The following is a 13,434-nucleotide window of genomic DNA, read 5'->3' on the forward strand; positions in this document are numbered from 1 at the left end:
CCCGTGTCCGTACGCGAACTGGTGGTCCTCGGCACCGCCAGCCAGGTCCCGACCCGGCACCGCAACCACAACGGCTACCTGCTGCGCTGGGACGGCGAGGGCATCCTGTTCGACCCCGGCGAGGGCACGCAGCGCCAGATGCTGCGCGCCGGGGTCGCCGCCCACGACCTGAACCGGATCTGCGTCACGCACTTCCACGGCGACCACAGCCTCGGCCTCGCCGGCGTCATCCAGCGCATCAACCTCGACCAGGTCCCGCACGAGATCACCGCCCACTACCCGCGCTCCGGCCGGCGCTTCTTCGAGCGCCTGCGGTACGCCACCGCCTACCGCGAGACGGTCGCCCTCACCGAGGCCCCGGTCGCCACCGACGGCGCCCTCGCGGTCACCCCCGCCTACACCCTGGACGCCCGCAAGCTCTCCCACCCCGTCGAGTCGTACGGCTACCGCCTCACCGAGCCCGACGGCCGCCGCATGCTGCCCGATCGCCTCGCCGCGCACGGCATCGAGGGCCCCGACGTGGGCCGCATCCAGCGCGAGGGCTCGCTGAACGGCGTGCCGCTCGACGAGGTCAGCGAGATCCGGCGCGGGCAGCGGTTCGCGTTCGTCATGGACACCCGGCTGTGCGAGGGCGTGCACGCGCTCGCCGAGGGCTGCGACCTGCTGGTCATCGAGTCCACGTTCCTGGACGAGGACGAGCCCCTCGCCACCGACCACGGCCACCTCACCGCGGGCCAGGCGGCGCGGGTGGCCCGCGACGCGGGCGTACGGCACCTGGTCCTCACCCACTTCAGCCAGCGCTACCCGGACCCGGAGGAGTTCGAGCGGCAGGCGCGGGCGGCCGGTTACGAGGGGGAGCTGACCGTGGCCCACGACCTCCTCCGAGTCCCGCTTCCGAAACGTCGGTAAACCGGTCGTACGATTCTCTGATGCCCTTGCCCAAAGCTGAACTGCACCTCCACATCGAAGGCACCCTGGAGCCGGAGCTGGCCTTCGAGCTGGCCGCCCGCAACGGCGTGTCCCTGCCGTACGCGGACACGGACGCGCTGCGCGAGGCGTACCGGTTCGAGGACCTCCAGTCCTTCCTGAACCTGTACTACGAACTCATGGCCGTCCTGCGCACCGAGCGGGACTTCGAGGACCTCGCGAACGCCTACCTCGCCCGCGCCGCCGCGCAGGGCGTGCGGCACGCGGAGATCTTCTTCGACCCGCAGGCGCACCTCGCCCGGGGGGTGGGGATGGGCACGGTCGTGGAGGGCCTGTGGCGGGCGCTGAGCGCCGGCCGCGACAACCACGGCGTCTCCACCCGGCTGATCATGTGCTTCCTGCGCGACGAGTCCGCCGAGTCGGCGCTCGCGACCCTCGACGCCGCGAAGCCGTACCTCGACCGGATCACCGGCGTCGGCCTGGACTCCGCCGAGGTCGGCCACCCGCCCGTCAAGTTCCGCGAGGTGTACGAGGCCGCCGCCGCCCTCGGGCTGCGCAGGGTCGCGCACGCGGGCGAGGAGGGGCCGCCGGAGTACGTCGTCGAGGCCCTGGACGTCCTCGGCGTCGAACGGATCGACCACGGCCTGCGCTCGGTCGAGGACCCCGCGCTGGTCGAGCGGCTGGTGCGCGAGCGCGTCCCGCTCACCCTGTGCCCGCTGTCCAACGTCCGGCTGCGCACGGTCGACACCCTCGCCGGCCACCCGCTGCCCGCGATGCTCGACGCGGGTCTCATGTGCACGGTGAACTCCGACGACCCGGCCTACTTCGGCGGCTACGCGGGCGACAACTTCGACGCCGTACGCGAGGCCCTGGGCCTCACCGAGGAGCGGCTGCGGCAGCTCGCCCGCAACTCCTTCCTCGCCTCCTTCCTGGAGGACGAGGAGGAACTGCGGGCGCGCTACCTGGCCGAGGTGGAGGCGTACGAGTTCGGGTAGCCGGCCCGGCTCGGCCCGTCCCGGACCCCGGTGCGGCCGCGGCCGCCCGGGGTCCCGCCGTGTCGTAGTCGCGCTGGACCGGGACGGCGGGGGCGGCCATGCCGATCTCCACGGCCGGCTGCTCCGTGGCGCCGGCCTCCGGTACCGCACCGCTGGGCGTGCCGGTGGCGGCGGCGACCAGGGCGGCCGGGGTGCCACCGCGGCGGCGGATCGCGCCGGGCAGCAGCGGGCGCCCGCCGGTGTGCAGGGCGACGGCCGTCATCGGGACGGCGACCAGCAGCGGACCGGCGCCGAGGACCAGGCCCATCACCGGGTGGCCGGCCTGCGCCGACAGCACACTGCCGGTCAGCGGCCCGGCCGCCGTGCCCAGCGAGGACGCCGACCCGACGAGGACCGCCCGGCGGCCGCGCGGGCCGAGCGAGGCGGGGTGCTCGCGTCTCGCGCGGATCTCCCCGCCCCATTGACGGCTCCCGCCCGCCTGCCTAATCTCCAACTCCATACGTGGATGCCATTTACATACAGAGACGGTTCCGGACCGACCTCGTAGGAGCAGCCCTGTGACCCGCGATCTCGCCATCGCCGACGTCCGCCTCACGCCGGTCCTGGTCGCCGACCCGCCCCTGCTCAACACGCAGGGCGTCCACCAGCCGTACACCCCCCGCCTGATCATCGAGGTGGAGACCGCCGACGGGATCACCGGGATCGGCGAGACCTACGGCGACGCCAAGTACCTGGAACTGGCCCGCCCGCTCGCCGCGGGACTGGTCGGCCGACAGGTCTGCGACCTCAACGGCCTGTTCACGACCGCGGACGAGGTGGCCGTCGACGCCTCCCGGGTCTCCGGACGGGTGGACGTCGGCGGACTGCGCGGTGTCCAGACCGCCGACAAGCTCCGCCTGTCCGTCGTCTCCGGCTTCGAGGTCGCCTGCCTCGACGCCCTCGGCAAGGCGCTCGGCCTGCCCGTGCACGCGCTGCTGGGCGGCAAGGTGCGCGACGCCGTCGAGTACAGCGCGTACCTCTTCTACAAGTGGGCCGGCCATCCGGCGGGCGTGGCGAGCGAGCGGGACGACTGGGGCGCCGCCGTCGACCCGGCCGGGATCGTCGCCCAGGCCCGTACCTTCGCCGAGCGGTACGGCTTCGCCTCCTTCAAACTCAAGGGCGGCGTCTTCCCGCCCGAGGAGGAGATCGCCGCGATCAGGGCGCTCGCCGAGGCCTTCCCCGGCCGCCCGCTGCGCCTGGACCCCAACGGCGCCTGGTCCGTGGAGACCTCCCTCAAGGTCGCCGCGGAACTCGCCGACGTCCTGGAGTACCTGGAGGACCCCGCGCTCGGCGCCCCGGCCATGGCGGAGGTCGCCGCGAGGACCGGGGTGCCGCTCGCGACCAACATGTGTGTGACGACGTTCGCCGAGATCCAGGAGGCGTTCACGACGGGCGCCGTGCAGGTCGTGCTCTCGGACCACCACTACTGGGGCGGGCTGCGCAACACCCAGCAACTCGCCGCCGTCTGCCGCACCTTCGGCGTCGGGATCTCCATGCACTCCAACACCCACCTGGGCATCAGCCTCGCCGCCATGACCCACGTGGCGGCCACCGTCCCGGACCTCCACCACGCCTGCGACTCCCACTACCCCTGGCAGTCCGAGGACGTGCTCACCGAACGGCTCACCTTCGACGGCGGCAGCGTCACCGTCTCCGACGCGCCCGGCCTCGGCGTCGAACTCGACCGGGACCGGCTGGAGTTCCTCCACCGCCGCTGGCTCGACGACGACGGCACGCTCCGGGACCGCGACGACGCGGCCGCCATGCGGGTCGCCGACCCGGAGTGGGTGGCGCCTCCCGTCCCGCGCTGGTAACCGGCCGCACCGCTGCCGAGCGGCTGCGCGCCCTGCCCGGAGTGCCAGTCCTCGGCGGCGGCGGCCGCGGCGGCCGCGCTCCGGTGCCACCGGCCCCGACGCCGTCGGGTTGTCAGTGGCGTGGTGCACACTGGCGGGGTCCGCACCATGCCAGGGAGCGCACCGTGACAGCGTCCACCGTGTCCACCGCGTCCGGCGTGCCCGCCATGCCCGTCATGCCGGCCGCCGAGAGAACACACCGCCACGTCCCGGACGAGGGATCGCACCACCGTCCCCAGGTCGATCCCCTCGCCGCCCTGCGCACACCGCAGGACCCGCCCTGGGACGTGTACCTGACGGGCACCGTCTTCCTCGACGTCGTCTTCACCGGGCTGGACTCCGCACCCGTGCGCGGGACCGAGTCCTGGGCACGGGGGATGGGGTCGAGCCCCGGCGGCGTGGCGAACATGGCGACCGCGCTGGCCCGCCTCGGGCTGCGCACCTCGCTGGCCGCGGCCTTCGGCGACGACCACTACGGCGACTACTGCTGGGACGCCCTCGCACAGGGCGAGGGCATCGACCTGACCCCCTCGCGCACCGTGCCCGGCTGGCACTCGCCAGTGACGGTCTCGATGGCGTACGAGGGCGAGCGCACGATGGTCTCCCACGGCCACGAGCCGCCGCCCGAGGAACCGTCCCCCGACTGCCCGCCCCGCGCGCGTGCCGCCGTCGCCTCCCTCACACCCGGCGTCCGCGCCCCCTGGATCGCCCAGGCCGCCGCGCGCGGCACCCGCGTCTTCGCGGACGTCGGCTGGGACGACACCGGCGCCTGGGACCTGGCCGGGCTGCCCGACCTCGCGCACTGCGAGGCCTTCCTGCCGAACGCGGAGGAGGCCATGCGCTACACCGGCGCCACCTGCCCGCGCGCCGCCGCGCACGCCCTGACCGAGCACGTGCCGCTCGCCGTGGTCACCCTCGGCGCGGACGGCGCCTACGCGGTGGACCGGCGTACGGGGGAGAGCGCCGAGGTTCCGGCCATCGAGGTCGAGGCCCTGGACCCGACCGGTGCCGGGGACGTCTTCGTCGCCGGATTCGTCACCGGCACCCTGGCCGGCTGGCCGCTGGCCGACCGCCTGGCCTTCGCCGGGCTGACCGCCGCCCTCTCCGTCCAGGAGTTCGGCGGCTCGCTGTCGGCGCCCGGCTGGTGCGAGATCGCCACCTGGTGGCGCAAGGTCCAGTCCGTCGAGGGCCAGGACCCGACGGCCCTGCGCCGCTACGCTTTCCTCGCGGACCTGGTCCCGGCCGACCTGGTGGCACCGTGGCCCCTGCGCCGCGCCGTCCCGACCATCGGCTTCCGCCCCCCGGGCTGACCGGACCCGCTCCCCGGAAGGCTCAGAACCCGAGCCGCCGCGGCTGCTTCGGGTCGCGCTGCCAGTCCTTGGCGACGTTCACGTGCAGATCGAGGCTGGGTCCATGTGCGGCTGCGGCCGCATGGCCGGCGTGTCGGGTCGGGTCCGGGACGTGGGGCCGGGAGGCTGCCGGGCGGTCTCAGAACCCGAGCCGCCGCAGCTGTTTCGGGTCGCGCTGCCAGTCCTTGGCGACCTTCACGTGCAGATCGAGGAAGACAGGCGTGCCGAGCAGCGCCTCGATCTGCTTGCGGGACTTGATGCCCACGTCCTTCAGGCGCTTGCCCTTGGGGCCGATGATGATGCCCTTCTGGCTGGGGCGCTCGATGAAGACGTTGGCGTGGATGTCCAGGAGCGGCTTGTCGGCGGGGCGGTCCTCGCGCGGGAGCATCTCCTCGACGACCACCGCGATGGAGTGCGGCAGCTCGTCCCGTACGCCCTCCAGCGCGGCCTCCCGGATCAGCTCGGCGACCATGACCTGCTCGGGCTCGTCGGTCAGGTCACCCTCGGGGTAGAGCGCGGGGCCCTCGGGCAGCAGCGGGGTCAGCAGGTCCGCGAGCAGGTCGACCTGCTGGTTGGCGGTGGCCGACACCGGGACGATCTCCGCCCAGGTGATCCCCAGCTCCTGGCCGAGCTGATCGATCGCGATCAGCTGCTCGGCCAGGGTCTTGGAGTCCACCAGGTCGGTCTTGGTGACGATCGCGACCTTCGGGGTCTTCTTGATCCCGGCCAGTTCCTTGGCGATGAAGCGGTCGCCGGGGCCCAGCTTCTCGTTGGCCGGCAGGCAGAAGCCGATGACGTCCACCTCGGCCCACGTCGTCCGCACGACGTCGTTGAGCCGCTCGCCCAGCAGCGTGCGCGGCTTGTGCAGCCCCGGGGTGTCCACCAGGATCAGCTGCGCCTCCGGGCGGTGCACGATGCCCCGCACGGTGTGCCGGGTCGTCTGCGGACGGTTCGAGGTGATCGCCACCTTCTGCCCGACCAGAGCGTTCGTGAGGGTGGACTTGCCCGCGTTGGGGCGGCCCACGAAGCAGGCGAAACCGGCCCTGTGGACAGCCTCGGCCGACTCTTCGGATGACTGGGTACGAACGCTCATGGCGCCCATTGTCCCTGATCGTCGAAGCCCCGCCGTACCACGGTCGCCCACCGGGCCCGCGACACCCGGGTCAGCCCGCGCGTACCGTGTCGCGCACCGTGCCGTCCGGCCCGGCGACGAGAACCGGCGTTCCGGGGCCGCCCAGGTCCCGCACCGCCGCCCGGTCCTCCTCCGACGCCGATTCGGCCTCCGTCACGACGGCCGCCGCCTCCAGCGACTTCGCGCCGGACGCCACCGCCATCGCCACCGCCGTCCGCAGCGCGCTGAGCCGCAGCGAATCCAGGCCGACGGTCCCGGCGACGTAGGTACGGCCGGTCTCGTCGCGTACGGCCGCGCCCTCGGGCACACCGTTGCGGGCCCGCGCGGAACGGGCCAGGGTCACGATCTTGCGGTCCTCGGGGTCGAGGGCGGGAGTCTCGGTCATGAGGCGAGCATACGTAGCACCGCCGACCGCGGGCCGGTCACCCCGCCACCGGGTACATCGCCCCGCGCCGGCCCTCCGGCGAGGCCAGCCACTCCAGCTTCGCCGCGCTGTTCGCCTCGTCCAGCGGCGTGTGCAGCACGATCGTCAGATCGGGCCGCGCCGGTACCTTCAGCGCCGTCGACTCCAGGCTGAGCAGCCCGACCAGCGGATGGTCCAGCTCCTTGCGGATCTGCCCGGCGTCCTCGATGTCCCGCTCCTCCCACAGCGCCGCGAACTCGCCGCTGGCCGCCGTCAGGTCCGTCAGCACCTGCTGGAAGCCCTCGTCGTCGGGATTGGCCGCGCAGGTGGCACGGAACTGGGCGACGACCGTGCGCGCGTTCTCCTCCCAGCTCCGGGCACGGACGCGGTAGAGGGGGTCGGTGAAGAAGTCGACGATGCAGTTCCACGTCGTCCCGGGCCGCATGCCCAGCACCGTCGCCGCCGCGTCGTTGTACATCACGCAGTTGTAGTACCGGTCCATGATGTGCGCCGGATACGGCATCCACGTGTCGATCAGCCGCCGCAGCCCCTCGCACATGTCCCGCTTCGCCGGCTCCACCTCGGGCGCCGGCGGGTTCAGCCCGGCCAGCACGTACAGATGACGGCGTTCGGCGTTGCTGAGCCGCAGCACCCGGGCCACGGCGTCCAGGACCTGCGGGGAGACGGAGATGTCGCGGCCCTGCTCCAGCCACTGGTACCAGGAGGCGCCCACCCCGGCGAGTACGGCCACCTCCTCGCGGCGCAGTCCCGGCGTCCGGCGCCGTGCCCCGCCGTCCGGCAGGCCGACCTCGGCCGGGGAGACCCGGGCCCGCCGGCTCATCAGGAACTCCCGCAGCTCACTGCGGCGACGGTCGCTGCCCGTCGCCGCCGCCTCGGTCCGCGCGATCACGTCCGGGCCGGGCGCTCAGGGACGGTCGAGGCGAAGCCTGTCCGCGCGCGGTAGGCCGGCGACCACCAGATCGTACGAGTCCTCGACCAGCTCCCGGACGACCCGGTCCGGGAGCCCGCCACCGGGTTCGCCGTCGGGTCCGCCGTCCACGGTCACCGTGTTCCAGTGCCGCTTGTTCATGTGCCAGCCCGGCACGATCAGACCCGGGTGGCCGGCCCGCAGCCGGATCGCGTCGTCCGGGTCGCACTTCAGGTTGACGGTGAGGGGGCGCGCGTCCAGGAAGGACAGCGCGAACATCTTGCCCAGCACCTTGAAGACCGAGATCTCGGGGCTGAAGGGGAAGTCCTCCACCGCGGCGTCGAAGGACAGACAGAAGTCGCGCAGTTCCCCGGGGGTCATTCCGACACGGCCTCCTCGGCGCGCTTCACCGCGCCCACCGGCTCCACCAGCACCGTCACGATCTTGTTCCGGCGGCCCGCCGCGGCCTCCGCCGTCAGCCGCAGCTCGCGGCCGTCCGGCAGCTCCACGATCGACGAGGCCCCGGCGATCGGCACCCGGCCGAGCGCCTTCGCCAGCAGACCGCCCACGGTCTCCACGTCCTCGTCGTCGAACTCCTCCAGGCCGTACAGCTCGCCCAGGTCGCCGATGTCGAGGCGGGCGGTGACCCGGAAGCGGTCCTCGCCCAGTTCCTCGACGGGAGGCAGCTCCCGGTCGTACTCGTCGGTGATCTCGCCGACGATCTCCTCCAGGATGTCCTCGATGGTGACGATGCCCGCCGTGCCGCCGTACTCGTCGATGACGACGGCGACGTGGTTGCGCTCCTTCTGCATCTCGCGCAGCAGGTCACCGGCGTTCTTGGTGTCGGGCACGAAGAACGCCGGGCGCATCGCCGTGGAGACGAGGTCGCTCTCCGCGTCCCGGCTGATGTGCGTCCTGCGGACCAGGTCCTTCAGGTACACGATGCCGACGATGTCGTCCTCGCTGTCACCGGTGACCGGTATCCGCGAGAAACCGGAGCGCAGGGCGAGGGTGAGCGCCTGCCGGATGGTCTTGTAGCGCTCGATGACGACGAGGTCGGTGCGCGGGACCATGACCTCCCGCACCAGCGTGTCGCCCAGCTCGAACACCGAGTGCACCATGCGGCGCTCCTCGGCCTCGATCAGGGACTCCTTCTCGGCGTAGTCGACCAGCGCGCGCAGCTCGGCCTCGGAGGCGAAGGGGCCGCGGCGGAAGCCCTTGCCGGGGGTGAGGGCGTTGCCGATGAGGATGAGCAGCGACGGGACCGGGCCCATGATCCGGGCCAGCGGCACCAGGATGTACGCCGCCGCGGTCGCCGTGTTCAGCGGGTGCTGGCGTCCGATGGTGCGCGGGGAGACCCCGACGGCGACGTAGGAGACGAGCACCATGACCGCGATGGCGATCGCCAGCGCCTCGCCGGTGCCGTCGAACTGCTTCAGACAGGCGTACGTGACCAGCGCGGCGGCCGACATCTCGCAGGCGACGCGGACCAGCAGCGCCACGTTGAGGTAGCGCGTCGGGTCGGCGGCGACCTTGGCGAGCTTCTCGGCGCCGCGCCGCCCGGACCGTACCGCCTCCTCGGCGCGGAAGCTGGAGACCCTCGCGAGCCCCGCCTCCGCGCACGCGGCGAGCCAGGCGATCACGACCAGGGCGACCGCGCCGGCGATTAGCGGGAGGCTCATGAGACGGTCGGGGCCGGGGACGGGCCGGTCAGGCCCTTCTCCGCACGCCAGCCGTCCACGATGGCGGCCTGGAGGCCGAACATCTCGGCCTTCTCGTCCGGCTCCTCGTGGTCGTAGCCGAGCAGGTGCAGCACCCCGTGGACGGTGAGCAACTGGAGCTCCTCGTCCATGGAGTGCTGCGTCGGTGCCTCGGTGCCCTGCCTGGCGGCGACCTCCGGGCAGAGCACGATGTCGCCGAGCAGCCCCTGCGGCGGCTCGTCCTCGTCCTTCGCCGGCGGACGCAGCTCGTCCATCGGGAAGGACATGACATCCGTCGGACCCGGCAGGTCCATCCACTGGATGTGGAGCTGCTCCATGGCGTCGGCGTCCACGACGATCACCGAGAGCTCGGAGAGCGGGTGGATGCGCATCCGCGCGAGGGCGTGGCGGGCGATGTCGAGGATCGCCTGCTCGTCGACCTCGGTTCCGGACTCGTTGTTGACGTCGATCGACATGGTCGTGCTGGTCTACTTCCCCTTGGCCTTGGCACCGTGCCTGGGCGCACGGCCGCCGTTGTGGCCGCCGTTCTCGGTGCCGTTCCTGCTGTCGTACTGCTCGTACGCGTCGACGATACGGCCCACCAGCTTGTGCCGGACGACGTCCTGGGACGACAGCCGGGAGAAGTGGACGTCGTCGACGCCCTCCAGGATGTCCTGCACCTGCCGCAGACCGGACTTGGTGCCGCCGGGCAGGTCGACCTGCGTCACGTCACCCGTGATCACGATCTTCGAGTCGAAGCCAAGGCGGGTCAGGAACATCTTCATCTGCTCGGGGCTGGTGTTCTGGGCCTCGTCCAGGATGATGAAGGCGTCATTGAGGGTGTTGTGTGTCAGCAGGTAGTCCTGCGTGACGTACAGCGAGTCCTCGGCCGCCACCTGGATGCAGACGGTCTCCTCCCGCCCCGCGGGCTCGATGCTGTCGATGAACCGCATCGGACGTCCGCCGCCTCCGGCCGCGTGGTACATGTCGCGCTTGCGGGCCAGCCGGAAAGGTTCGATGCCTTCCGGGAGCCGGATGTCGATGATGTGGGCGTCATGGCGGTGAGCGACCTCGCGGCTCTTCGCGAGGCCCGGCCTACGGCCCTCGGCAGGGCGGCGACGCGTGTGCGCCACTCCGCCCAGCGATCTCACCAGCGAGATCACGTCGTCACGCAGCAGGACCGAGGTCGTCGTGTACTGGATGCGGCAGGACCCGTCCTTCTGGGTGACCGGGCTCCCGTCGGCGTCGAGCAGGCCCTGGAGCACCGCCAGCCGGACATCGGCGGAATTGCCGAGGTAGTCGTCCGGGATGAACTTGCTGTGGGACCGGGTACGCAGCAGGTCCAGTTCGCGCAGAACTCGGGTGACCGGGTTCTCCACGGTGATGACGTCCCCGGGAGCCTTGATCCGGTTGAGTACGTGGTCCGGGCCACCACGGTGCCGGGCCTTGACACCTGGCAGCACGGCCTCCAGAGCGCGTGCCAGTTCCTCGTCCTCTGTGGCGTCCTCTGTGGCGGAGGAGGGTGTGGTGGAGCCCGTCAGGCACCCGTCACCGAGCAGTAGGCCCAGCGCGTACGGGTCCATGGGAACCTCACGCTCGGGAAGCTGCACCGGTGCCGTGAGCAGGGGCAGCTCATACCGTCGCGCGTGGGCCGCCCGCAGGTTGCCGATCATCTCCTGGGTCTCGAGGACACGCCACGGTTCGCCGCGGCGCTTGTCGGAGGCGGTACGGACCGTCCACAGGTGCTCGCCGCAGCACAGGGTCCAGGAGCCGTCCTGAGCGGTGACGCGGTAGACGTCCCGCTCGCCCTGCGGATAGACACCGAGGACCGGGGTCGGCTCGCCGTTCGAGCCGACGACCAGGTCACCGACCTGGAGGTCGCCGATGGGGCGCCAGCCGTCAGGCGTGAGGACGTTCGTGAAGAGCGGCTGGCTTCTGCCCCTCATGTACGCCAGCGGCGCGACCTCGATCGTCCCCGCCGCCATCAGCCGCGGGATCGAGTCCGGGTCGAGCATGTCGTGCAGCGCGTCGTACAGCGGGCGCAGATACGGGTCGATCTTCTCGTAGAGCGTGCCCGGCAGGAAGCCGAGCCGCTCGCCTGCCTCGACCGCCGGGCGGGTCAGGATGATGCGGTTGACCTGCTTGGACTGCAGGGCCTGCACCGCCTTGGCCATCGCCAGGTAGGTCTTTCCGGTGCCCGCGGGGCCGATGCCGAAGACGATGGTGTGCTTGTCGATCGCGTCGACGTACCGCTTCTGGTTCAGCGTCTTGGGGCGGATCGTGCGGCCGCGAGAGGACAGGATGTTCTGTGTGAGCACCTCGGCCGGGGTCTCCTGGCCGTCGCTCTCCCCGTTCTCGCTCGCCTTGAGCATGGCGATCGAGCGTTCCACTGCGTCCTCCGTCATCGGCTGTCCGGTGCGGAGCACCAGCATCATCTCGTCGAACACGCGCTGTACGAGGGCGACGTCATGGGTGTCGCCGACCGCGCTGATCTCGTTTCCCCGGACGTGGATGTCGGCCGCCGGGAAGGCCTTCTCGATCACGCGCAGGAGTGAGTCTCCGGAGCCCAGTACGGTCACCATCGGGTGCTGGGCGGGAACGGCGATGCGTGCTCTCGCCTGTCCCTGCGCGGGGGGCTGAGCTGAGGGTGTCTGAGTCATGGGCCGGCGCTCTAGGCCTGCTCGTCCTCCTCTACGGCGTGTGCCGCGTGACGGGTGTGCTCTGCTCCCTCCAGCGTACGACTCCCCGCCGACAGCGCCGAGGCTTTTATCCGACCGGCGCTCACCGCTGGGCGCGGACCATCTCCCGGAACCAGCCGTACGACGCCTTGGGCGTGCGCTTCTGCGTGGCGAAGTCGACGTGCACCAGCCCGAACCGGCGCGCGTACCCCTCCGCCCACTCGAAGTTGTCCAGCAGCGACCACACGAAGTAGCCGCGCACGTCCACGCCCGCCTCCAGCGCCCGGTGCAGGGCGCGGACGTGCCCGTCGAGGTAGGTGATGCGGTCCTGGTCGTCGAGCCCGTCGTAGGAGCAGCCGTTCTCGGTGATGACGACGGGCGGGAGCCGGTCGCCGTAGCGGTCGCGGAAGCCGGTGAGCAGCTCCGTCAGCCCCTCGGGGACGACGGGCCAGCCGAAGTCGGTCAGCGGCCGGCCCTCGATCTCGCGCACCGAGAAGGGCAGTTCCGCGGGGAGCGTCAGGCCCCCGGACTCGGTCTCCGCACCCTGCGGGGCGCCCACCCGGGTCGGCGCGTAGTAGTTCACGCCGTACCAGTCCAGCGGCTCGGCGATGACCTCCAGGTCGGCCTGGACGTCCCCCGGCATCAGCTCCCCGACGCCGTCCGGGTACCGCCCGGTCAGCACCGGGTCGGCGAACAGGCGGTTCAGGAGGACGTCGTGGAAGTCCGCCGCCTCCCGGTCGGCCGCCTCGTCCGACGCCGGCCAGGTCGGACCGTGCGAGTTGGCGATCCCGATGTCGGCGGCGCCGGACGCGCGCAGGGCCCGTACCGCCAGGCCGTGCGCGAGCAGCTGGTGGTGGGCCACCGGCAGGGCGCCGAACAGCAGCTCCCGGCCGGGGGCGTGCGCGCCGAGGGCGTGGCCCAGCAGGGTGTGCTCGGCGGGCTCGTTCAGGGTGATCCACTTGCCGACGCGGTCGCCGAGCCGGTCCGCGACCCGCGTCACGTACTCCGCGAAACGCGACGCCGTGTCCCGTTCCAGCCAGTCCAGGCCCACCGGCAGATCCCAGTGGAAGAGCGTCGGCACCGGCCGGATGCCCGCCGCGCACAGTTCGTCGACCAGCCGGTCGTAGAAGTCGAGGCCACCGGGGGAGTCCACCCGCGGCCAGGAGACCGAGAAGCGGTACGCGTCCACGCCCAGGTCCGCCAGCAGCGCCACGTCCTCGCGGTAGCGGTGGTAGTGGTCGCAGGCCACCGCCGCCGTCGAGCCGTCCTTCACCCGTCCCGGCTCGGACGTGAAGACGTCCCACACGGACGGTCCCCGCGTCTCGGCCGCGCCCTCGATCTGGTGCGCCGAGGTCGACACGCCCCACAGGAAGCCGTCCGGGAACCGGGGTACCGGGTTCGTCACCGTGCTCGGATCAGTCGCCATGCGC

General features: G+C 72.1%; 12 protein-coding genes and 1 pseudogene. 4 read left to right on the forward strand and 9 right to left on the reverse strand.

The features are described 5' to 3' along the window. Window positions 1-3 precede the first annotated feature (3 nt). Together ACZ4V1_RS02295 and ACZ4V1_RS02300 are read left to right on the forward strand one after the other, a co-directional pair. The gene (locus ACZ4V1_RS02295; protein WP_468328225.1) at window positions 4-909 is read left to right on the forward strand and encodes a ribonuclease Z; all 906 of its coding nucleotides are present in this window, start codon (window positions 4-6) and stop codon (window positions 907-909) included. A gap of 20 nt (window positions 910-929) precedes the next feature. Beyond that, a complete protein-coding gene (locus ACZ4V1_RS02300) occupies window positions 930-1,922 on the forward strand; it encodes an adenosine deaminase (RefSeq protein ID WP_468328227.1) in 993 nt (330 codons plus the stop codon). Between the two features lie 19 nt (window positions 1,923-1,941). Here ACZ4V1_RS02300 and ACZ4V1_RS02305 read toward each other — a convergent pair. Next, a pseudogene (locus ACZ4V1_RS02305) lies at window positions 1,942-2,346 on the reverse strand (MFS transporter); the annotation flags it as partial. Between the two features lie 133 nt (window positions 2,347-2,479). Here ACZ4V1_RS02305 and ACZ4V1_RS02310 point away from each other — a divergent pair. Then, window positions 2,480-3,775, forward strand: a complete 1,296-nt coding sequence (locus ACZ4V1_RS02310) for a glucarate dehydratase family protein (protein WP_468328229.1) — start codon at window positions 2,480-2,482, stop codon at window positions 3,773-3,775. Window positions 3,776-3,990: 215 nt separating this feature from the next. Continuing rightward, window positions 3,991-5,124 (forward strand): carbohydrate kinase family protein, encoded by a 1,134-nt coding sequence (locus ACZ4V1_RS02315; RefSeq protein WP_468328928.1) that lies wholly within the window; start codon window positions 3,991-3,993, stop codon window positions 5,122-5,124. Window positions 5,125-5,302: 178 nt separating this feature from the next. Here the strand turns inward: ACZ4V1_RS02315 and era are convergent, their stop codons facing one another. The 8 genes from era to ACZ4V1_RS02355 form a co-directional block, all read right to left on the reverse strand. Then, window positions 5,303-6,256 carry a GTPase Era gene (gene era, locus ACZ4V1_RS02320; RefSeq protein WP_193776243.1) on the reverse strand — a complete coding sequence of 318 codons (954 nt, stop codon included), beginning with the start codon at window positions 6,254-6,256 and terminating at the stop codon, window positions 5,303-5,305. 70 nt (window positions 6,257-6,326) lie between these two features. Continuing rightward, the gene (locus ACZ4V1_RS02325) at window positions 6,327-6,680 is read right to left on the reverse strand and encodes a cytidine deaminase (protein ID WP_468328231.1); all 354 of its coding nucleotides are present in this window, start codon (window positions 6,678-6,680) and stop codon (window positions 6,327-6,329) included. Between the two features lie 37 nt (window positions 6,681-6,717). Next, window positions 6,718-7,539: a helix-turn-helix transcriptional regulator gene (locus ACZ4V1_RS02330; protein WP_468328931.1), complete on the reverse strand. Its 822-nt coding sequence runs from the start codon at window positions 7,537-7,539 to the stop codon at window positions 6,718-6,720. An 84-nt stretch (window positions 7,540-7,623) separates the two neighbouring features. Beyond that, entirely contained in the window at window positions 7,624-8,007 is a 384-nt protein-coding gene (locus ACZ4V1_RS02335; RefSeq protein ID WP_468328233.1) for an MmcQ/YjbR family DNA-binding protein, read from the reverse strand. Beyond that, window positions 8,004-9,308, reverse strand: a complete 1,305-nt coding sequence (locus ACZ4V1_RS02340; RefSeq protein WP_468328235.1) for a hemolysin family protein — start codon at window positions 9,306-9,308, stop codon at window positions 8,004-8,006. The genes ACZ4V1_RS02335 and ACZ4V1_RS02340 overlap by 4 nt, the downstream gene beginning before the upstream one ends. Next, on the reverse strand, window positions 9,305-9,802 hold the full coding sequence (gene ybeY, locus ACZ4V1_RS02345) for an rRNA maturation RNase YbeY (RefSeq protein ID WP_468328237.1): 498 nt from the start codon (window positions 9,800-9,802) through the stop codon (window positions 9,305-9,307). The genes ACZ4V1_RS02340 and ybeY overlap by 4 nt, the downstream gene beginning before the upstream one ends. Window positions 9,803-9,814: 12 nt before the next feature. Further along, window positions 9,815-11,986 carry a PhoH family protein gene (locus tag ACZ4V1_RS02350; RefSeq protein WP_468328239.1) on the reverse strand — a complete coding sequence of 724 codons (2,172 nt, stop codon included), beginning with the start codon at window positions 11,984-11,986 and terminating at the stop codon, window positions 9,815-9,817. Window positions 11,987-12,107: 121 nt separating this feature from the next. Continuing rightward, on the reverse strand, window positions 12,108-13,430 hold the full coding sequence (locus tag ACZ4V1_RS02355) for a GH1 family beta-glucosidase (protein ID WP_468328241.1): 1,323 nt from the start codon (window positions 13,428-13,430) through the stop codon (window positions 12,108-12,110). Between the last annotated feature and the right edge of the window lie 4 nt (window positions 13,431-13,434).

It is taken from the genome of Streptomyces sp. NPDC028991 (assembly GCF_055564775.1).